Source organism: Streptomyces sp. SID9727 (genome assembly GCF_010550605.1).
Classification (GTDB): domain Bacteria; phylum Actinomycetota; class Actinomycetes; order Streptomycetales; family Streptomycetaceae; genus Streptomyces.
Map to the genome: position 1 here is coordinate 1 of NZ_JAAGNI010000015.1, position 20,334 is coordinate 20,334.

The following is a 20,334-nucleotide window of genomic DNA, read 5'->3' on the forward strand; positions in this document are numbered from 1 at the left end:
GGCGACCTCGACCGCCGGAACCGGTGCGGGCACCGGCCCGGCCAGGTCGCGGCGCAGCGGTGTCCACGGCTCGTCGATGCCCCAGCCCCGCTCCCCCAGCACCTCCCGGACCAGCGCGTCCCGCGGCGCCTCGACGGCCGCCCGGCCCGTCGGAAGCACCCCGTGCGCGGGGTCGGACAGGTCGTCGGCCAGCCGTCGCGCGAGCGCCTCGTCCCCACGGGCGTCCGGCGCGGTCGTCAGCCGGACCAGGCCGGGTCCGTCGAGCAGCCCTACGGCGAGGATCCGCCCGGCCCGGCTCCAGGTCCTGACCGCTGCGGCGACGGCCCTGGAGCCGTGGCGCCCGTACCAGCCGAGGTCGCCGGGGTGCAGCTGCATCGGGGCGCCCTCGGCCTGCCAGCTCCGCAGCGCTTCCGCCGCCGCTGCCAGTCCGTCGGTGTCCGGTGTACCGAGTGCGATCGTCATGTTCCGATCCCACACCACCGCGCGGGCGCAACGCAGCCGGAATAACGGGGCCCCGGGCTAGGCCGCCCACGTCAGTCCCGGAGCGCGCCCGTCCGCGCGGCGGGGAGTTCGCCGCAGTCGTACGTGCAGAGCCAGACCATGGCCTTCTCGTAGAAGAGGCGGATGCCGACCGGCATCGTCGGAACCCGTGCCCAGCGCCCGAGCGGACCCGCCGTGCGTCGATGGCGCTGGGGGACGCCCTCGTGCTCGCGCGCTCGCTCGGCACGGAGCCCTCCGTACCGGCTGTCCTCGCCGCGTACGACGCGGCGCGCTCGGACCGCCTCGCCCGGATGGCGAGGGCCGCGGCGGGCGGCCGGAGTTCTCGGACGACGGGATCATCGACACGCTGACCGGGTTGCTGCTGCACGGACTGGCCGGACCCGTGTCCGCGACGCCGGGTCCGGCCTGAGGGTCGCGCCCGGGGGCGTGACCAGGTCCGTTACGAGGTCTGGGACAACGGCTTGGCGATGTCCTCCAGGGAGCGCTGCTCCGCGTCGACCGCGAGGAAGGCGGCGACCAGGCCGGCCGCGCACATGAGGGCCGCGCCGATGGAGAACGCGAGGGCGGTGTCGCCGGGGACGCCCGACTCGGTGAGGTCGGCGAAGATCAAGGGGCCGCTGATCCCGCCGGCCGCGGTACCGATCGCGTAGAAGAAGGCGATGGCCATCGCCCTGGTCTCCATGGGGAAGACCTCGGAGACCGTGAGGTACGCGCTGCTCGCGCCGGCCGAGGCGAAGAACAGCACCACGCACCAGCACGCGGTGAGGGTGTTGGCGGTCAGCGAGCCGCGGTCGAACAGCCAGGCCGTGATGAAGAGCAGGATGCCCGGCAGGATGTACGTGCCGGCGATCATGATGCGCCGTCCGATGGTGTCGAACAGCTTGCCCAGCACGAGCGGGCCGATGAAGTTGCCCGCGGCGATCACCGCGAAGTAGTAGCCGGTGTGCCCGCTCTCCACGTCGTAGAACGTCGTGAGGATCGCACCGAAGCCGAAGGTGATCGCGTTGTAGAGGAACGCCTGCCCGATGAAGAGGGAGAGGCCGAGCACCGCGCGCTTGGGGTAGCTGTGGAAGACGGTCTTGGCGATGAGCCCGAAGCCGATGCTCTTGCGCTGGTGGATCGTGATCTCTCCGGCCGGCGGCGGCAGCTTCTCGTGCTTCTCCTCCTCGACCTCCCGCTCGACGGAATCGACCAGTTCGTCGGCCTGCTCGCCGTGTCCGTGGATGAACTGCCACCGCGGACTCTCCGGGACGTGCCGGCGTACGAGGAGGATCACCAGGCCCAGGACGACGCCGAGCGCGAAGGTGAGGCGCCAGCCGAGGTCCTTGGGGAAGATGTCCGTGTCCAGCATGACGATCGACAGGAGTGCGCCGCCGACCGCGCCCAGCCAGTAGCTGCCGTTGATGATGAGGTCGACCCGGCCCCGGTACTTCGAGGGGATGAGCTCGTCGATGGCCGAGTTGATCGCCGCGTACTCGCCGCCGATGCCGAAGCCGGTGAGGAAGCGGAAGAGGAAGAACCACCAGGCGCTGAAGGACAGGGCGGTCAGGGCGGTCGCGGCGAGGTAGACCACGAGCGTCACCATGAACAGCTTCTTGCGGCCGTAGCGGTCGGTGAGCCAGCCGAAGAACAGCGCGCCCGTGCAGGCACCGGCCACGTAGAGGGCCGCGGCGAGCCCGGTGACCTGGGCGGACGTGATGTCCAGGCCGGAACCGTCCTCCGAGAGACGGCTCGCGATGTTGCCGACCGTCGTGACTTCGAGGCCGTCCAGGATCCACACCGTGCCGAGGCCGATGACGATCATCCAGTGCCAGCGCGACCACGGCAGCCGGTCGAGTCTGGCGGGCACGGCGGTGGTGACGGTGCCCACGCCGGAGTCGCCGGGCGCCGCCGCCTCGTCGCGCTGATCGCGCTTCCGGCCCCCTCCCCCACGTGAGCGATGTTCCCTGTCTCCGGGGCCCTCCGATGCGGCGGGGGTCGTCACGGCAGCTACCTCCTCGTCCGGGCGGGTGCGTCCTGCGGAGTCGCAGAGCATCCAATATCCGCCAGTTGCCCCGGCGCCGCCGCCGCACACGCGGTGACTCCGCCACATGGGCCCCGTCTCCGGCCCGCTGACGGCGTGTCGGGGGCGGCCCACCCGTTCGGAGCAGCCCCGGGAATAGTGCGGGCCGGACGCTGTTGGCCCCGGCATGACTCCTGAGAAGCATGAGACGTTCGGCCGGATCGGCATCTGGAGCGGCGCCCTGCACACGTCGCGGGTGGACGCCGACGGGAAGAAGGCGATCGCGGAGGCGGTGGCCGAGATCGAGGCGCTGGGATACGGGACGTTGTGGCTCGGCGGCAGCCCTACACCGGAGGACGCCGCCGCGATCGTCGACGCCACCCGGACCGTCACCGTCGCGACGGGCATCCTGAGCATCTGGGACCACACCGCCGAGGAGGTGGCCACCCGCGTCGCCGCGATCGGCTCCGGCGCCCGGGACCGCTTCGTGCTCGGCCTGGGGGTCAGCCACGACGCGCTGGCCCCCCAGTACGCGAAGCCGTACAGCGCGATGGTGGCCTACCTCGACGCGCTGGACGCCGCCGACCCCTCCGTGGGTCCCCGGCACCGGGTGCTGGCGGCGCTCGGCCCGAAGATGCTGAAGCTGGCGTCCGACCGGGCGCTGGGCGCACACCCGTACCTCGTCTCCGCCGCGCACACGGCGGAGGCACGGCAGGCGCTCGGGCCCGACGCGCTCCTTGCACCCGAGCTCTCCGTCGTGCTCGACACCGATCTCGACCGGGCCCGCGACACGGCGCGCGGAATGCTGGCGATGTACCTCCGGCTGCCGAACTACACCTCGAACCTGCTGCGCCTCGGCTTCACGGAGGGCGACTTCGACGGCGGCGGCAGCGCGCGCTTGCTGGACGCCCTCTTCGCACTGGGCGACACCGAGCGGGTGAAGGCGCGGACACGGGAGTACACGGACGCCGGCGCGGACCACGTGGCGCTCCAGGTGGTCACCGCGGACGAGGGCAGGACGGGGCTGCCGCTGGCCGAGTACCGCGAGCTGGCCGAGGCGTTCGGCGACGATCTGTAGCACCTTTCCGGAACCCCGGTCCGCGGCTGTGCGGGCCGGGGCTCTTGCATGGGCGGAGCCGCCCTCGTACATTGGTGAACATGTTCGGTGAACACGTTCACTCAACCCGTGCGGAGCAGAAGCGGCGGACCTCCGCCCGCGTCGTCCGGGCCGCCGCCCGGCTCTTCCGCGAGCGGGGCTTCCAGAGCACGACGGTGCGTCAGATCGCGGCGGAGGCCGAGGTCTCGGTGGGTGCGGTCATGGCGGTCGGGGACAAGGAGTCCCTGTTGGGCCTGGTGTACGACCAGGCGATCGCGGACCGCATCCCGACGCCGCCCGAGCCGGTGGAGGACGGAGCCGCGCCGCCCGCCGTCGACTACCTGGCGCACTACTTCGACCCCTTCCTGGCCCTGTTCGCCGAGAACGACGACCTCGCCCGCGCCTACTTCCGGACCCTGGCCCGGGGCAGGCCGGAGAACGCCGCGCTCGGCGCTCTCCGGACGCTCTCCGAGGCCAATCTGACGGCCGCGATGGTGAACGGCGGGATGGGCGAGGCGCGCGCCCGGCTCGGCGCCCAGGTGATGTTCGCCGGCTATCTGGGGGAACTGATGCTGCTCGCCGCCGGAACGACCGAGCCCCGGCAGACGGCCGCGAGGCTCGGGGCCATCGCCGCCTTCGTCACCGAGGAAGGGAACTGACCCATGGCGCTCCTCGAACTCCCCTCGCCCGTATGGCCGGTGGTGGTCCTTCTCGTCATCCAGGCCGGTGACGCGGCGATGATGCTGCGCCCGCCGAAGTTCATCGTGGCCTGCCTGGAGGGCGTACTGCTGCCGCGCGAGTGGTGGTGGGTGCTGACCACCGCGAAGACCGCCTCGGTGGCGGGCCTCGCCGTCGGCTTCCGGGTGCCCGGTGTGGCCATGACGACGACCGCGGCGATCGTGGTCTACTTCCTCGCGGCGGCCGCCGCGCACATCCGCGCACGGGCGCTGAACACGACGTTCTGGGTGAACTGCCTCGGCATGCTGGTGGTTTCGACGGCGGTGCTCGTGGGGTGCTTCGTGCGGGTGTGAGCCGGCCCGTCGCTCAGGTGGTGCGGCCGCTCCGTCGCCGCGGTGCGGGCGCGCACCGCGGCGACGGAGCCGCCTCTCAGGTGGTGTAGTCGGCGTTGACGCGGATGTAGTCGGCCGACAAGTCGCAGCCGTACACGGTCGCTTCGCCCTCGCCGATGCCGAGCGTGACGGCGATGTCCACCTCGTCCCGCCGCATGAGGTCCGCGAGCCTGTCCAGGGTGTCCGCCTCGGGCTCGACGGGGTACACCTCGGTGTCACCGAACCTCACCGTGACGCGGGCCGGGACGATGTCGGTCTCGCCCGTGTTCTTTCCGATGGCCATGAGCACGCGCCCCCAGTTGGGGTCCGCGCCGTGGACGGCGGTCTTGACCAGGGGCGAGTTCACCACGCTCTTGGCGATGCGCTTGGCCTGTGCGCGGTCGCGGGCTCCGCCCACGGTGACGCGCAGGAGCTTGGTGGCCCCTTCGCCGTCGCTCGCCATCTGCAGGGTGAGATCCAGGCAGAGATCGGCCAGCGCGTCGGCGAACAGCACGGGGTCGACGGGGCCGGCGGCCCCGTTGGCGATGACGGCCACGGTGTCGGAGGTGGAGGTGTCGGTGTCGACGCTCAGACAGTTGAACGTACGGTCGACGGCTCCTCGCAGCGCGGCGTCCAGGTCGGCCGCGGGCACTTCGGCGTCCGTGAACACGTAGGCCAGCATCGTGGCCATGTTGGGCTCCAGCATGCCGACGCCCTTCGCCACGGCCACGATGCGCGCCTGTCCGACGGTGCGGGAGGCGGTCTTGGGTCGGGTGTCGGTGGTCATCATGGCGCGGGCGACGTCCCGGGGGGCGGCCGTGAACACGGCGAGACCCTGCTCGGCGGTCCTGTCGAAGTGCGGAAGGATGGTGGACATCGGCAGGGGGCGGCCGATGACACCCGTGGATCCGATGAGCACCTCACCTTCGGAGGCGCCGAGGATGCCGGCCACGCGCCGGACGACCTCAGCGGCGTTCTCCTCGCCCTGGCGGCCGGTCGCGACGTTGGCGTTCTGTGCCAGGGTGGTCACGGCGCGGAGATTGCCCCCCGCGGCGTGCCGTCGGCTGAGCAGCACGGCCGGACCGGCGAAGAGGCTCTGCGTGAACACGGCGGCACTGGTCGCCGGCCGGTCCGAGGCGACGATCGAGATGTCGTCGCCGTGGTCGCGCAACCCGCCATGACCGGTGTATCCGCGAAACCCGGTGGGCCAGGTCAGGTGATCACTCGTCTGCAATGCATGATCATGCGTCATGGGGCATATCTTTGCAGCGCGGAGATCCGCACGTCCACCCCTTTTCACCGCCGGGCCGCCCCGGCACCGCCCCGCGAACACTTCGGTCAGCGGCTCAACTCTCCGAAGAGGAAATGTCCACGAGCGCTCGACCCCCGCGTTCAACACATGAACGCCGCGCCTCCATTGACATGCTCATTGCTTTATCGCTTTTATTGCGCCGGGTCGCGCCCCCGTCCGGCTTCGGGCGAGCGAGCGGGTGCGGCGACCTCCGCACCCCCGTCCCCCATGTCACAGGCGGGGCGGCGCACGGCGCGGGATGGGAGCGCTCCCATCTCCTTCTCGCGCCGTGTGCCGCGCCTCCAGAGAGGAACCAGCACCGTGCTTCACCCTCTCCGCACCTTCCGAAGAGCCGCCAGAACCGTCGCCGTCGCCGCGGCGGCCCTGCTCCTGCCCCTCGCCGGCGCCCACGCGGCAACAGCCGGCGAGGCCGCCGCGGCCGCCGCCGGCTCCGGCTACTGGCACACCAGCGGGCGGCAGATCCTTGACGCGGCCAACCAGCCGGTCCGCATCGCCGGCATCAACTGGTTCGGCTTCGAGACCGCCAACTACGTGCCCCACGGCCTCTGGTCCCGCGACTACACGAGCATGATCGACCAGATGAAGTCGCTGGGTTACAACACCATCAGGCTGCCCTACAGCGACGACATCTTCGCCGGCACCGAACCGGCGGGCATCAACTACTCCTCCGGGATGAACACCGACCTGGCCGGCCTCGACTCGCTCCAGGTGATGGACCGCATCGTGGACCACGCGGGCAGCGTCGGCATGAAGGTCATCCTGGACCGGCACCGCCCCGACTCGGCGGGCCAGTCGCCGCTCTGGTACACCTCGGCCGTCCCCGAGTCCACGTGGCTCGCCCACCTCACGTCGCTGGCCGCCCGGTACGCGGGCAACGACGCGGTGGTCGGCATCGATCTGCACAACGAGCCCCACGACCCCGCCTGCTGGGGCTGCGGCGACACCACGAAGGACTGGCGGCTCGCGGCGGAGCGGGGCGGCGACGCCGTGCTCTCCGCCAACCCCGACCTGCTGATCTTCGTGGAGGGCGTGCAGACCTTCGACGGGGTGTCCGGCTGGTGGGGCGGCAACCTCATGGGCGTCGGGCAGTACCCGGTGGAGCTGAGCGTGCCGCACAAGGTGGTGTACTCGGCGCACGACTACGCCACCAGCGTCGCCCAGCAGCCGTGGTTCACCGACTCCTCGTTCCCGGACAACATGCCCGGCGTCTGGGACAAGTACTGGGGCTACATCTTCAAGCAGAACATCGCCCCGGTGTGGGTCGGCGAGTTCGGCACGACGCTCCAGTCCACCACCGACCAGAAATGGCTGAAGGCCCTGGCCGACTACCTGCGGCCCACCAGCCAGTACGGGGCCGACAGCTTCTCCTGGACCTTCTGGTCCTGGAACCCGAACTCCGGCGACACCGGTGGCATCCTCAAGGACGACTGGACCTCGGTCGACACCGTGAAGGACGGGTACCTCGCGAGCATCAAGGCGCCCGGCTTCGGCGGCGGCGGCAGCGGCAGCGGCGGCGGCGGCGACACGCAGGCGCCCACGGCCCCGACGGGCCTCGCCGTCACCGGCACCACCGGCACCTCCGTCTCCCTGTCCTGGAAGGCCGCGTCCGACGACACCGGAGTCACCGGCTACGACGTCTACCGGGGCTCAACCAAGGCCGGCACCGCCACCGGCACCACGTTCACCGACACCGGTGTGACGTCCGGCACCTCGTACACGTACACCGTCCGCGCCCGCGACGCGGCGGGCAACACCTCCACGCCCTCCGCGTCCGTCACCGCCACCACCACGGGCTCCGGCGGCGACACCGGCTGCAAGGCGGTCTACACGGTGAACGGGGACTGGGGCAGCGGCTTCGGGGTGGACGTCACCGTGACCAACACGGGTACGTCAGCGGCCACCTCGTGGAAGCTGACCTGGACCTACGGCGGCGGCCAGAAGATCACCAACATGTGGAACGCCGCCTACACCCAGTCCGGCACCGCCGTCACCGTCACCAGCACCGGCTACAACGGCGCGCTCGCGGCCGGAGCGCACACCAGCTTCGGCTTCCAGGGCACACCGGCCGCCGGTACCGTGCCGACCGTGAGCTGCGCGCTCTCCTGACCTCCCGGTCCGCACGACCCGCTCCGAAGGGAGCGCCGTGGCCCGCCCCTCGGGGCGGGCCACACCGCATTCGGGACACCGTTTTCGAACGGGGACACGACCACCGAATAACCGTCGAAACCCCTCGGCTAGCATGATCCCACCCCGGCGACCACCCTCATCGCCCGCACACCATGCCATGTGGCATGAAAAGCGACCTATTTGACCAAAACCCAGGACATCGGCCAGAGAATTGATATCGATAGCATCGCGGGTGTTTTCGCGAATAAGCCGCCGAATACCCTTCGCCGCGTGGCGTCAGCCGCGAGCGATCCTATGGACTGCGGCGGCGGTGGTGACACTCGCGTTCCTCGTGGCTCTGGAGATCGCCGCGCGCCACTACGGCCTGCCGGGGCCGGTCACCACCCAGGTGCAAGAAGTGGTGGTCCCCCCCACATCGGGCTTCCTGCTGTACGCCAGCATGGGTCTGATGATGGTGGTCCTCACCTGGCGGCAGCGGTTCATCGCGGTCGGGGTGGCGGCGGGCATCGACATCGTCATCGCCTTGATCAGGTGGGTGGCCGACGCCCCGGTCAAGGAGGGGCACCCCTTCGGAAACGGTGCGCTGTGGGTGCTCGTGGGGGTCACGGTCATCGCCCTCACCCGCCGCACGGGCCGGGAGCGCATGCTGCTCCTCAAGGGTGTCGGTCTGGGTCTGCTGCTGGTGGCCGGGCGGAAGACCGGTGACACCTGGCTGGTCATCACGTCCAAGACCCGTCCCGAGGTGCTCGACCAGTACATGGCCAACGCCGACCACGCGCTCGGCAACCCGTCCTGGGCGGTGGGGCGGCTCATCGAGGCGACGGGCTCGGCCGGCGCGCACTTCCTCGACGCCGTCTACACACAGCTCGCGGTCGCCGCGGTGTGCGTCGCGATGTACCAGCTGCGCAACGTGGCGACGGACCGCCGCTTCCCCGGCCACCACCTGGTGCGCACCTTCCTGGTGATCGGCCTGCTCGGCCCGGCCATCTACATGATCTTCCCGGTGGTCGGCCCGATCTTCGCGTTCGGCTCCGACGGCGGCCACTGGGCCGTGGGCGACATGTGGCCCGACACCCCCGTGCCGATCGGTACCCCGCACCACATGCCGTTCGACGAGATCACCCCGCGCAACTGCATGCCCAGCCTGCACACCGCGTGGGCCACCGCGATCTTCATCCACTCGCGCAAGGGCCCGAGGTTCCTCCGGTACGCGGGCGCCTTCTGGCTCGTCGCCACGCTCGCCGCGACGCTGGGCTTCGGCTACCACTACGGTGCCGACCTCGTCGCCGGTGTGGTGTTCACGCTGACGATCGAGACCGGCATGCGCGCACTGGAACGCGGCTGGGACCGGCCGGCCGTCGGCCTGGTCGCCTACGGCACCGCGGTCTTCGCCGCGCTCCTGGTGTCGTACCGCTATCTGTCGCTGGAGATGGCGCACCACCCGTGGCTGTTCGGCCCGCTTCTCATCCTGGCCATGGGCTCGGTGATCTACGGGTACGTACGGATCGTCCGGCGCTGGGAGCCGGAGGCGGCGGCCGTTCCGAAGCTGGAGCCGCAGCCCGAGATGGCCTGAGCCGCCACCCGCGTTCCTGGGTGACCTGTGTCCCCGCATCCATCACCCCGCCGGTTCGCGAACCGGCGGGGTGATGCCGTCAGAGAGCCTGAAGCCCGGGAAGGAGCGACTCGCCGTGAACGCGTTCGACCGGTTCACCGAAGCGCTGGACTATCCGATGTACGTCGTGACCGCCGAGGCGGACGGGGAGCGGGCCGGCTGCCTGGTCGGCTTCGGTTCCCAGTGCTCGATGCGGCCACCCCGGTTCATGGTGTGGCTTTCCGAGCTGAACCGGACCCACCGGGTCGCCGCCCGCGCCGACCGGCTCGCCGTCCATCTGCTCCACCGCGACCAGGTCGCCCTGGCCCGGCTCTTCGGCGGCGAGACGGGAGACCGTACGGACAAGTTCGCGCGGGTGGCCTGGCACCCCGGGCCGGGCGGGGTACCCGTGCTGGACGAGGCGCCCGCGTGGTTCGTCGGCCGCGTCGTACGGCGCGTCGACGGCGGGGACCACGTCGGGCACCTGCTCGCCCCGGAAGAGGTGCACCACCCGGCGGACGGGGGTGTCCCGTTCCTGTCGGTCACCGGTGCCCTGGGCATTCCGCCGGGGCACCCCGTGGACTGAACGCGGGGCTGTCAGAAGTCGCCACGCGCCGTCCGCTCGGCCAGCTTCTGGAACTCGCCGAGGTCGTAGTTGGCCAGCACCGAGTCCAGGTTGGTGAGGGCACCCAGGTACTCCACGAAGCCCTGCGGCTCGTACTCGATCTGGAGGGCCACCCGGCTCGACTCGTCGTCCAGCCGGTGGAAGGTGACGACCCCCGCGTGATGGACACCCTCGATGGTCTTCCAGGCGATCCGGTTCTCCGGAATCACCTCGGTGAGTTCGGCGACGAACTCCTTGTCGGCACCGGGGAGGGAGAGCTGCCAGGCGAACCGGCGCGCGTCCAGGGGGTCGACGCGACGGACGTGGCTCAGGAAGGCGGGCCAGCGGGCGACATCGCTCCACAGGGCCCAGCTCACGGCGACCGGAGCCTTGATGTCGACGGTTTCGACGATCGAGGAAGACATGTGAACTCCTACTCGTAGACAGATGTGGGTAACACCGCCCCGCACGCCCTAAGGGCGCGCGGCCAGCGTGAAGGGATGTCCGGCGGGGTCGGAGTAGAGGCGGGCGTCGCGTGCGCCGCCGTTGTTCTTCGTGTCCAGGGGACGTGCGCCGAGGCCGACGGCTTCCCGTTCCGCCTCGTCCATGTCCTCCCGGGCGACCAGGATGCGCAGGTGGGCCTGTTGCGAGTCGTCGGGGCGCGGCCAGCTCGGCGGTGCGTAGCCGTGGTCCATGCGCACGGCGAGGTGGACACCGGCCGCACCCACCACTTCGATCACCTCGAGCTCGTAACCGGGACGGACCTCGGCGCCCAGCAAGGCGGCGTAGAAGTCCGCCAGTTCCTGCGGTTCGGCGCAGTCCAGCACCAGCAGACCCGTTTTCGGCACCGCCATGACCGTCCTCCTGTTCGCGGCTCCTCGTTCCTCCGGACGCAGCTCCGCGTACCCGCGCCGTCGCCGGTCACACCCGGTCACCGGCGGTTCCGTGGCGGACCCGGACTCCATGCCTGCCGGGCGGATTACGGGGCAGACGGCGGTGCACCGGAAGGGCCTCCACCTTCCCCACCGCCGAACAGGGGGAACCCATGTCCGCCACTCAGCCGGAGAGACCCGCCCCGCCGACGGGATCGCGTGCGCCCGCCGTCCCGGGCCGCTCCCCCGCCCTGACGACCGGCCTCCGCACGGCGGGCCTGCGCCTCGCCGCTCTCACCGTGGGGCAGGCGGCACTGATGGTGGGGCTCGGGCTCCTGATCACCGGGCCCGCGCAGGCGATCTGGCCGGTGAGCGCCGAGGACGAGGTCAACGAGGGGTTCGAGCGCCTGCGGACGGGGCCCCTGACCGATCTGTCGTCCGTCGCGTCGCAAGCCGGCAACACCCTCACGATCATCGCGATCACCGTGCTGGTCTGCCTGGGCCTGGTGGTGCTCCCCCGCCTCCCGCGGTGGCGGCAGGCCGTCTTTCTCGCCGTCGGCGTCTCGCTCCAGTCCCTGGTGTTCCTGGTCATCACCATCTGCGTGGACCGCAGCCGGCCCGATGTGGACCGGCTCGACGCGTCACCACCGACGGCGAGCTACACCTCAGGGCACACCGGGGCCGCGACGGCCTTGTACGCGGGTCTTGCCGTGCTGGCCCTCCTTCCCGGCGGGCGCCGCGGCCGACGCCACAAGGTGCTCGCCGGGCTGCTGCTGCTCATCCCGCTGCTGGTGGGTCTTGCCCGGCTCTACCGGGGGATGCACCACCCCACCGACGTGCTCGGCGGCATGCTGAACGGAGCCCTGTCCCTCCTGGTGGCGGGCCGGGCGCTGCTGGCCGAGGGCACGAGCCCGGCCCCTGTTCCGAAGAACGCGATGGAGATAGCCCAGGAGGCCGCCGCGGAGCGTGCCCGGCAGGTCGCCGGCCTCACGGTGGTCGTGGTCAACCCGACGGTGACCGACGAGGTGCAGCGCGAGACGTTGCGCCTCGTCCTGGAGCAGCACGGGCGTCACGCGGCGGAGTTCGTCGACACGACGGCCGACGATCCGGGCGGCGGGCAGGCCGCGGCAGCGGTGCGCGCGGGCGCGTCGCTGGTCGTGGTGTGCGGGGGCGACGGGACGATCCGGGCCGCGGCCGACCGGCTGGCCGGGACAGGGGTCCCGCTGGCCGTGGTCCCGTGCGGTACGGGCAACCTGCTCGCCCGGAACCTGGGCCTGCCGGTGTCACCCGTCGACGCGCTGGCCGCCGCGCTGTCGGGCACCCCGCGCCGGATCGACCTCGGCCGGATCGAGGGCGACGGCCTGCCCGCCACTCACTTCACCGCGATGTCCGGGGCGGGGCTGGACGCCGCCATGCTGGAGAACACCGGCAGTGCGGCGAAGGCCGCGATCGGCTGGCCCGCGTACGTGGTCGCCGGTTGGCGGGGTCTGCGGGCGCCGCGCATGTCGGTGTCCATCCGGCTGGACGGCGGGCCGGAAACGCGTCGTACGGCGAGGATGGTGCTGCTCGCCAACATCGGGGACGTACAGGGCGGTGCCACGCTCGTCCCGTCCGCCGAGCCCGACGACGGGCTCCTGGACCTGGCGGTGTTCGACCCGCGCGGTCCGGGCGGCTGGCTGCGCGCCGTCGGGGCGGTGCTGCGCGGACGTCCGGAGCAGGGCGGTTCCGCCGGTGCGCCCGTGGAGTACTTCACCTTCCGCCGCGCCGAACTCCGTTTCGCCGAAGCGCAGTCGAGGGAGCTGGACGGCGATCCGGTGGGCCGGGGACGCCGCCTCGTGGCCGAGGTGCGCCCGGGGGCGCTCACCGTCCTGCTGCCGTCGGGGGGCGAGTGATGGGCACCGCGACCCGGGTTCCGCAGACCCGTGACATGGCGGGCGACGAGCTGACCGCCGACGAAGCGCTGGCCTCGCTGCGCCGTTACGGGCGGTGGCCGCTGGTGCGTGACTCGTTCGTGCGCTTCCGCTACGCGGACGGGTTCAGCCACTCGCGTGCGCTGGCACTCCAGACGGTGCTCGCGGTCATACCGCTGGTGATCGCGTTCGTCGGGCTCTCGGCCTCGCTGCACACCGAGAACGTGGGCAGGCTCGCGGAGCTGACGATCCATCGGCTCGCGGCCGGGCCGAGCGCCGATGTGGTGGACGACGCGCTCGACCGCAGCCGCCGGCGGGCCGGTGAGGGGTCGCAGCTCACGCTCTGGTTCGGGCTGCTGTTCTCGCTGGTCAACGTGACGACCGCGATGTGCCAGATAGAGCGCGGGGCCAATCGCATCTACGGCGTCGAGCGCGACCGGCCCTTCCACCAGAAGTACTTCCGGGGCCTGGTGATGTCGCTGACGGCCGGCATCCCGCTGGGGCTCGGGTTCATCCTGATGGTCGTGGGCGGTGACCTCGTCGCGGCCGCCGCGACGGTCTACGACCTCGGTGACACGGCGCGGGCCACCTGGGACCTGCTGCGCTGGCCGTGCGGGCTGCTCCTCGCGCTGCTGTCGGCGAGTGCCATCTTCCGTCGCTCCCCGCGCCGCAACCAGCCCGGCTACACGTGGCTGGCGTTCGGCGCGGCCCTGTACCTGGTGCTGTGGACGGCGCTCACCTATCTGCTGAGCCAGTACCTGTCCCTCAGCGGCTCCTTCGACACGGTCTACGGACCGTTGAGCGCCTTCATGTCGCTGCTGCTGTGGGCCTATCTGACGTCCATCGCCCTGTTCCTCGGGCTGTCCTTCGCGGCGCAGCTGGAAGCTGTCCGCGCCCGTCGGCCCGGTCCGATTCTCGCCGATCCGGGAGCATGAATGGTTGTACGAGCCACCACACGTCTGCTGCGGGAACACCGGCGCCGGGCCGCGGACCGCGCGTTCGGCGTGCGTCTGCTGGGGGCCGCCGCCGTGGCCGCGGTGTCCGCCGTGCCGTTCGCACTGGTGCTGGTCCTCGTGGAGGGGCATTGGCGGCCGTTGCGGGCGGTGGACTCGGGCGCGGCCGACCGGCTGCACCGCACGGCGCTCGACCACCCGGCCTGGACGAGCACGCTGCGCTTCCTGTCGAACTGGGTCTGGGACCCGCTGACGCTGCGCTGCGCGGTCGCGTTGCTGACCGGCTGGCTGCTGTACCGGCGGGCCTGGCGGCTGGCGGCGTGGTCCGCCGTCACTGCGGTGGCCGGTGGTCTGACGGGCCTCTTGGCCAAGGCGGTGGTCGAGCGGGCCAGGCCGTCGCTGGAGGATCCGGTGGCGCGGGCATCCGGCTTCTCGTTCCCGTCGGGGCACGCGATGACCGCCACGACGTCGTTCGCGGTGCTGCTGCTGGTCCTGCTGCCGCTGGTGCCCCGGCGCGGCCGGGTGGTGTGCTGGGCGGTGGCGGTGCTGTCGGTGCTCGGTGTCGGCTTCACCCGGGTCGCGCTCGGTGTCCACTGGTTCAGCGATGTGGTCGGCGGCTGGCTCCTCGGGCTCGCCGTGGTGGCGTGGACCGCTTGGGCCTTCGAGACATGGCGCACCGAATCCGGCCGGGGCCGCAGCGAAGTGACGGAGGGCCTGGAGCCCGAGCTGACGGAGCCGTCCCCGGAACGGTGAGGCACGTGTCGAGGCCCGCGGCGTCCCGGCGGACGGCGGCGAGCGGCCCGTGCCCGGGCCGGGTCCGGCCGTACTCGTGTTCCCGCCCATGTGCACGCCGCTATGGAGGGCGTCCCGTCCGGTGGCGATCCGGCGCCCCGCGGTTCCGGATCCCCGGGCAGGGGTCCGTGTCGCGGTCGCGCTGCTCGCGGCGAGGCCTCCTGGTGTCCGCCTTCCGGAGCGCCGGGCGCGCGCCGGGGTTTCAGCGAGGTGAAACTTCTCACCCGGTTGGCGGTGTCGCCCCAGCTCGGCGGATTCTTCACTGGACTGGACCACAGGGACCGATCCAAAGCCCTTTACGCCGCAGTGGTGTTCATGCGTCACTCTTGGCATGCCTTCGTCAAGAGAGTGGCTCCCCCGCCCTCCGTGACAGGCCGTCCCCCGGACCCGCCGCTACGCTCGGAACCGCTCCACATGCTACGCGAGTAGACCCCTCTTCGCGCCGCTCACCCCAGGAGGCTCCCGTGTTATCGATCCACAGCCGCAGACCCGCACTCCGCAAGCTGGCGGCCCTCGGAGCCGTCGGCCTCGGCATGGTGGCAGTGCCTTCCGTCACCGCCGTGCCGGCGTCGGCGTCGCCGCAGCCGCCCGCCGCGTCGTCCGGTGCCGCCATCCCGCTCGGCGACGGGTACATGGGCGCCGGCTACCTCGCCGACGGCGACACGTTCGCCCCGGACGACCGGCACGTCGACCTCACCCCGGAGAGCAGCGCCTCGATCCAGGCGACGACGCTCCCCGGCATCGACGTCTCGCATTACCAGGGCTCGATCAACTGGTCGTCGGTGAAGTCCGCGGGCATCAAGTTCGCTTACATCAAGGCCACCGAGTCCACCACGTACAAGGATCCCAACTTCAACGCCAACTACCTCAACGCCTACAACGCGAAGGTGATCCGGGGCGCGTACCACTTCGCGCGTCCCAATCTGTCCAGCGGAGCGGCCCAGGCCACGTACTTCGCCGGCCACGGTGGCGCGTGGTCGCGGGACAACCTGACGCTTCCGGGGATGCTCGACCTGGAGGGCGGCTGCTACGGCAAGTCGGCTTCCGCCATGCAGTCGTGGATCCTCGACTTCTACAACACGTACAAGGCCAAGACGGGACGCGACGTCGTCATCTACACCAGCGCGAGCTGGTGGAACTCGTGCACGGGCGGCTGGAGCGGCATGTCGGCGCGCAGCCCGCTGTTCACCGCGCACTGGACGACCGCGTCGAGCCCGACCATCCCCAAGGGCTTCCCGTACTGGACGTTCTGGCAGTACACCGACTCCGGTTCGGTGGGCGGCATTTCGGGAGCCGTGGACCGCGACCGGTTCAACGGTGACTCCAGCCGGCTGCTGGCTCTGGCCAACAACACCTGAGACACCGGCCACGCGAGGGCGGCCACCTGGTGCGGGCTCCGGTCCGCGCCGGGTGGCCGCCCTTCCGTCTCAGCGGGTCCCGGCGAGCCATTCCTCGTACGAGGTGGGAGCGATGCGCGCCCCGGGTCCCGCGGTCAGCACATCGCCCTCCACGGCCGCGAACATGCCCGCCCGGTCGTCCGTGACGACGGTGCGGCCATCGCCCCGGGCGGCCAGTGTGAGGCGCCCGAGTTCGTCGAGGGGGTAGACGTCGGGCCCCGCCACATCGACCGTTCCGTTCAGCGGCGCGCCGGTGGCGGTGTCCGCGAGGGCGGCGACCACGTCCGCCGTCGCGATGGGCTGGACGCGCGTGCCGGGGAGCCGGACGGTGTCCTCGTCGGAGGTCCAGGACATGACGGCGTCCATGAACTCGAAGAACTGCGTGGCACGCACGATGGAGTAGGCGCCGGGCCCGTTGCGCAGCAGCTCCTCCTGAAGCGTCTTGGCCCGGTAGTAGTCCAGTCGGGGCACCTGGTCGACACCGACGATGGACAGCACGACCTGGTGCCGCACACCGGCCTGCTCCCCGGCCGTCAGCAGGTTCCCCATGGTCGTACGGAAGAAGTCGGGGGACGCCGCGTCGAACGTGGGCGAGTTGCTGACGTTGACGACCGTCTCCGCTCCGGCGAGCGCCTCACCCAGGCCCTTGCCGGTGAGCAGGTCGACACCGGTCGACAGGGAGGCGGGTTCCGCCGTGTGGCCGGCCTCGCGCAGCCGCGAGACGAGCTGGGAGCCGATCAGTCCGGTACCGCCGATGACCGTGATCTTCATGGACGAGCCTTTCGTGAGCCTGGTGCGGCCGGCCGCCACCGTAAGCCCCGGGCTCCCGGCCGCACCTGCCGTAACCCGGCCGTCCGGCGGCTCATGACCCGTACGGCTCAGCGCAGGACGCCGGCCTGCCGGGCCGCCCGCAGCCAGGACGGGAACTCCGACAGGAGGCGGTCGTACAGCTCCTGGTCGGAGACCTGCTCGATGTCGTCCACGGCGAAGAAGCCGACGTTGTCCACCCGGCGGCCGGGCATGGTGTCGAACCGTTCCAGCACGCCGTACCGCGCCCGGCCGAGGCCGATGAACTGCCAGAAGACGGGCTCCTCGACCGCCGCACGCAGCTCGCGCTCGATCTCGTCGTCGCGGTACACGCCGCCGTCGGAGAAGAACAGGACCAGCGTCGGGGCGGGCACCGGGTCGGCGCGCACGAAGTCCCGGACCTCGGCGATGACCTTCTGCTCCTCGTTCTGGATGCCGACCGCGCGCATGTCGACCTGCCCGGGGGCCAGTCCCTTCTGCGGCTTCTTCCGCCCGAACAGGCTGACCTGGCCGACCCGCACGTGCAGCCGCAGCCACTCGGGCAGTTCGCCGATGGTCAGATCGGGCAGCCGGGCCGGGTTCGAGGCGAAGGTCCACGCCTGCATCGCACCGTCGTCGTCCAGCTGCGCGGCGACGGCCGCCATGCGTTCGGTGACACCCGCGACGGTGCCGCGCGCGTAGAGGCCGCTCATCGACCCGGAGGCGTCGAGGACGAGGATCACCCGGGCGGTCAGCCGGTCCAGGCCGTGCTTGCCCAGGCTGACGGCCACCTGCTGCTTGCGCAGCGAGAGGCGCTTGCGCATGTCGACCGGCAGATGCTCCTCGCCCTTGGCGAGGCGCGGCGCTTCCCCGCCGGGGGTGGCGGCCGGAGGTGTACCGGGTTCGTCCACGCTGATCCCGAAGTCCGTCGCCAGGCCGGCGAGCCCACTCGCGTACCCCTGGCCCACGGCCCGGAACTTCCATCCGCCGGCCCGCCGGTAGAGCTCCCCGCACACGAAGGCGGTCTCCGGGCCGGCCGCCATGTCGAAGCGGGCCAGCTCCGCGCCCGACCCGGCGTCCAGCAGCCGCAGATGGAGCCCGGGCACCTGCCCGAACGTGCCGCCGTCCGCCGAGGCGCACAGGGCGATCCGGTCCACCTCGGGGCCCAGCGCGGCCAGGTCGGCCTCCAGCGTGTCGGATCCGGTGCCCCTGCCCAAGTGGCGCACGGTCCCGGAGGGGTGCCGGGGCTGGTTGTAGAAGACGAAGTCGCCGTCCGAGCGGACCCGGCCGTCCGCGCCCAGCACCAGCGCGGAGGCGTCGACGCCGGGCACTCCGGGCCCGGCCGACCAGCTCAGCACGGCCCGGACGGCGGATGGGGCCACCGGCATGTTGGCGCCCTTGCTCAGTGTCGTCACGGCACCCAGTCTGCCTGCCGGTGCTCCGCGCGGTCGACCGGGGCGGCGACGGTCGTGACGAAGCGCGTACGGGCTTTCAGCCGGCGAGGGCCGCGTGGATCTGCCGGGTCGTCTGCGCGGCGACGCGCGGGTCGGTGGCGGCGTGGAAGGTGTGGGCGCTGAGCCCGGTGGCCAGCGCCCAGCCGCGCCCCCGCGTCCAGGTCGCGTCGTCCGGACCGAGCGCCGTGCGGAAGACCGCCCGGCTGTCCGCCGACAGCAGGGTGTACGCGATCATCATGTCGCGGGCCGGGTCGCCGAGGCCGAGCCCGCCGAAGTCGATGACGGCGCTGAGGCGGCCGTCGCGGGTCAGCAGGTTGCCGGTGTGGAAGTCGCCGTGCACCCAGACCGGGGGCCGGTCCCAGGCGGGCGCCTCCAGTGCCGCGTCCCAGACCTTCGTCATGGCCCCGGCGTCGAACACGCCGTCCAGCGCGGCGATCGCCGCGCGCGTGGTCCGGTCCCGGCCGCGCAGGGAGTCCGCGGTGCGGTCGATGTCGGGGGTGAGCAGGTGGCCGCCGGGCTGGAAGCGTCGCAGGGCGGTCAGGAATCCGGCGAGCGCCACTGCGGTCTCGCGCGAGTCGCCCAGGGCCTCGACGGTGGCGGGCTCGCCGTCCAGCCAGCGGGTCACCGCCCACGGCCACGGGTATCCGAAGCCGGGCTCCCCCACCGCGACCGGCGCGGGGACGGCCAGCGGGAGGTGCGGGGCGAGCCGGGGCAGCCAGGTGAGCTCCTTGCGGGCCTGCCCGATCGCACCGGCGTAACGCGGCAGCCGCACGGAGAGTGCACGGCCGAGCCGGTGGATCACGTGGTCCGCGCCGGCCTGGGCGAGCCGTACCAGCGGCAGTCCGGCCCATTGCGGGAACTGGCTGTCGACCAGCCGTCTGACCAGCGGGGTGTCGATCGCGGGGCGGTCGCTCGTGGCTGCCAACGGCGGCTCCCTGTCCTCGGCCCACTGCGCGCGGCGGGCGGTCCCGGCCATCACACGGCATCGCGCTCCCGTCTGTCGAGCCGATTCCTGGCCGTCCGGGCCGAGCCGTACGGCTGCTTCCGGCCAGGGTGTCAGAATCGCGCCATGACTCAGCACGCAGCGGATCACGGCTACCTCCTGGACAACCAGCAGTCGGAGGCGGGCATCCGCTTCGGCGCGCTCTCGGAACTCTTCGACCCGGTGACGTTCCGCCATGTCGACCAGCTGGGCATCGGGCCCGGCATGCGGTGCTGGGAGGTCGGTGCGGGCGGGCCGTCGGTGCCGCTCGGTCTGGCCGAGCGGGTCGGCCCGGAGGGGGCGGTGGTCGCCACCGACATCGATGTGTCCTGGACCGAGGGGGTCGCCGGCGGCGTGATCGAGGTACGGGCCCACGACGTGTCCGCCGACCCGCCGCCTGAGGGCGGCTTCGACCTGGTGCACGCGCGGCTGGTCCTGGTGCACGTCGCCGACCGCGCGGAGGCGCTGCGGCGGATGGCCGGGGCGCTGCGGCCGGGTGGCGTACTGCTGCTGGAGGACGCGGACCCGGGGCTGCAGCCGCTGCTGTGCCCGGACGAGTCGGGGCCCGAGCAGCGGCTCGCCAACCGGTTGCGCTCGGGCTTCCGGTCGCTGATGGCCGGGCGCGGCGCGGACCTGGAGTACGGCAGGACGCTGCCCCGGCTGCTGCGCGAGTCGGGGCTCGACGACGTCCGGGCGGACGCGTACTTCCCGGTCACCTCGCCGGCGTGCACGGTCCTGGAGGCCGCGACGGTGCGGCAGATCCGTGGCCGGCTCGTGGCGGCGGGGCTGGCCACCGACGAGGAGATCGACCGCCATCTGGCGAACGTCGAGACCGGCCGTCTCGACCTCGCGACCGCACCGATGATCTCCGCGTGGGGGCGCCGCCCGCAGCGGCCGTGAGCAGGC

Annotated in this window: 18 protein-coding genes and 1 pseudogene; 11 read left to right on the forward strand and 8 right to left on the reverse strand. The window is 71.9% G+C overall.

What is annotated here, in order from left to right:
* Both G3I41_RS00975 and G3I41_RS00985 read right to left on the reverse strand, forming a co-directional pair.
* Positions 1–462, reverse strand: a pseudogene (locus G3I41_RS00975) (GNAT family N-acetyltransferase); the annotation flags it as partial.
* A 478-nt stretch (positions 463–940) separates the two neighbouring features.
* Positions 941–2,485, reverse strand: a complete 1,545-nt coding sequence (locus tag G3I41_RS00985; RefSeq protein WP_164398384.1) for an MFS transporter — start codon at positions 2,483–2,485, stop codon at positions 941–943.
* Between the two features lie 205 nt (positions 2,486–2,690).
* On the opposite strand from G3I41_RS00985, the gene G3I41_RS00990 reads away from it, so the two are divergent.
* The 3 genes from G3I41_RS00990 to G3I41_RS01000 all read left to right on the forward strand — a co-directional run bounded on the left by G3I41_RS00990 (position 2,691) and on the right by G3I41_RS01000 (position 4,630).
* On the forward strand, positions 2,691–3,581 hold the full coding sequence (locus tag G3I41_RS00990) for a TIGR03620 family F420-dependent LLM class oxidoreductase (RefSeq protein WP_164398385.1): 891 nt from the start codon (positions 2,691–2,693) through the stop codon (positions 3,579–3,581).
* Positions 3,582–3,661: 80 nt separating this feature from the next.
* Positions 3,662–4,258, forward strand: a complete 597-nt coding sequence (locus G3I41_RS00995) for a TetR/AcrR family transcriptional regulator (protein ID WP_164398386.1) — start codon at positions 3,662–3,664, stop codon at positions 4,256–4,258.
* A 3-nt stretch (positions 4,259–4,261) separates the two neighbouring features.
* Positions 4,262–4,630, forward strand: coding sequence for a DoxX family protein (locus G3I41_RS01000; RefSeq protein ID WP_164398387.1), 369 nt, complete (start codon positions 4,262–4,264; stop codon positions 4,628–4,630).
* 76 nt (positions 4,631–4,706) lie between these two features.
* Here G3I41_RS01000 and argJ read toward each other — a convergent pair whose 3' ends face one another.
* Entirely contained in the window at positions 4,707–5,864 is a 1,158-nt protein-coding gene (gene argJ, locus G3I41_RS01005; protein ID WP_203599939.1) for a bifunctional glutamate N-acetyltransferase/amino-acid acetyltransferase ArgJ, read from the reverse strand.
* Between the two features lie 396 nt (positions 5,865–6,260).
* Between argJ and G3I41_RS01010 the strand changes: the two genes are divergently transcribed.
* From G3I41_RS01010 to G3I41_RS01020, 3 genes are all read left to right on the forward strand, one after another.
* A complete protein-coding gene (locus tag G3I41_RS01010) occupies positions 6,261–8,066 on the forward strand; it encodes a cellulase family glycosylhydrolase (protein ID WP_164398389.1) in 1,806 nt (601 codons plus the stop codon).
* Between the two features lie 331 nt (positions 8,067–8,397).
* Positions 8,398–9,660 carry a DUF5933 domain-containing protein gene (locus tag G3I41_RS01015; RefSeq protein ID WP_164398390.1) on the forward strand — a complete coding sequence of 421 codons (1,263 nt, stop codon included), beginning with the start codon at positions 8,398–8,400 and terminating at the stop codon, positions 9,658–9,660.
* Positions 9,661–9,775: 115 nt separating this feature from the next.
* Entirely contained in the window at positions 9,776–10,264 is a 489-nt protein-coding gene (locus tag G3I41_RS01020; protein ID WP_164398391.1) for a flavin reductase family protein, read from the forward strand.
* 11 nt (positions 10,265–10,275) lie between these two features.
* Here the strand turns inward: G3I41_RS01020 and G3I41_RS01025 are convergent, their stop codons facing one another.
* Together G3I41_RS01025 and G3I41_RS01030 are read right to left on the reverse strand one after the other, a co-directional pair.
* A complete protein-coding gene (locus G3I41_RS01025; RefSeq protein ID WP_164398392.1) occupies positions 10,276–10,707 on the reverse strand; it encodes an SRPBCC family protein in 432 nt (143 codons plus the stop codon).
* 48 nt (positions 10,708–10,755) lie between these two features.
* A complete protein-coding gene (locus G3I41_RS01030) occupies positions 10,756–11,136 on the reverse strand; it encodes a VOC family protein (RefSeq protein ID WP_164398393.1) in 381 nt (126 codons plus the stop codon).
* A gap of 191 nt (positions 11,137–11,327) precedes the next feature.
* Between G3I41_RS01030 and G3I41_RS01035 the strand changes: the two genes are divergently transcribed.
* From G3I41_RS01035 to G3I41_RS01050, 4 genes are all read left to right on the forward strand, one after another.
* Positions 11,328–13,046, forward strand: coding sequence for a diacylglycerol kinase family protein (locus G3I41_RS01035; protein WP_164398394.1), 1,719 nt, complete (start codon positions 11,328–11,330; stop codon positions 13,044–13,046).
* Positions 13,046–13,999 carry a YihY/virulence factor BrkB family protein gene (locus tag G3I41_RS01040; protein WP_164398395.1) on the forward strand — a complete coding sequence of 318 codons (954 nt, stop codon included), beginning with the start codon at positions 13,046–13,048 and terminating at the stop codon, positions 13,997–13,999. Before G3I41_RS01035 ends, G3I41_RS01040 begins: the two co-directional genes overlap by 1 nt.
* A complete protein-coding gene (locus G3I41_RS01045) occupies positions 14,000–14,770 on the forward strand; it encodes a phosphatase PAP2 family protein (protein WP_164398396.1) in 771 nt (256 codons plus the stop codon).
* 503 nt (positions 14,771–15,273) lie between these two features.
* A complete protein-coding gene (locus G3I41_RS01050) occupies positions 15,274–16,167 on the forward strand; it encodes a GH25 family lysozyme (protein ID WP_164398397.1) in 894 nt (297 codons plus the stop codon).
* Positions 16,168–16,236: 69 nt separating this feature from the next.
* On the opposite strand, the gene G3I41_RS01055 is transcribed toward G3I41_RS01050, so the two are convergent.
* The 3 genes from G3I41_RS01055 to G3I41_RS01065 all read right to left on the reverse strand — a co-directional run bounded on the left by G3I41_RS01055 (position 16,237) and on the right by G3I41_RS01065 (position 19,422).
* Complete coding sequence (locus tag G3I41_RS01055; protein ID WP_164398398.1) at positions 16,237–16,977, reverse strand: SDR family oxidoreductase; 741 nt, start codon at positions 16,975–16,977, stop codon at positions 16,237–16,239.
* A 107-nt stretch (positions 16,978–17,084) separates the two neighbouring features.
* Positions 17,085–18,407 (reverse strand): VWA domain-containing protein, encoded by a 1,323-nt coding sequence (locus tag G3I41_RS01060; protein WP_164398399.1) that lies wholly within the window; start codon positions 18,405–18,407, stop codon positions 17,085–17,087.
* Between the two features lie 76 nt (positions 18,408–18,483).
* The gene (locus G3I41_RS01065; RefSeq protein ID WP_164398400.1) at positions 18,484–19,422 is read right to left on the reverse strand and encodes an aminoglycoside phosphotransferase family protein; all 939 of its coding nucleotides are present in this window, start codon (positions 19,420–19,422) and stop codon (positions 18,484–18,486) included.
* Between the two features lie 93 nt (positions 19,423–19,515).
* Between G3I41_RS01065 and G3I41_RS01070 the strand changes: the two genes are divergently transcribed.
* Positions 19,516–20,328 carry a methyltransferase domain-containing protein gene (locus G3I41_RS01070; RefSeq protein ID WP_164398401.1) on the forward strand — a complete coding sequence of 271 codons (813 nt, stop codon included), beginning with the start codon at positions 19,516–19,518 and terminating at the stop codon, positions 20,326–20,328.
* The last annotated feature ends 6 nt before the right edge of the window (positions 20,329–20,334 follow it).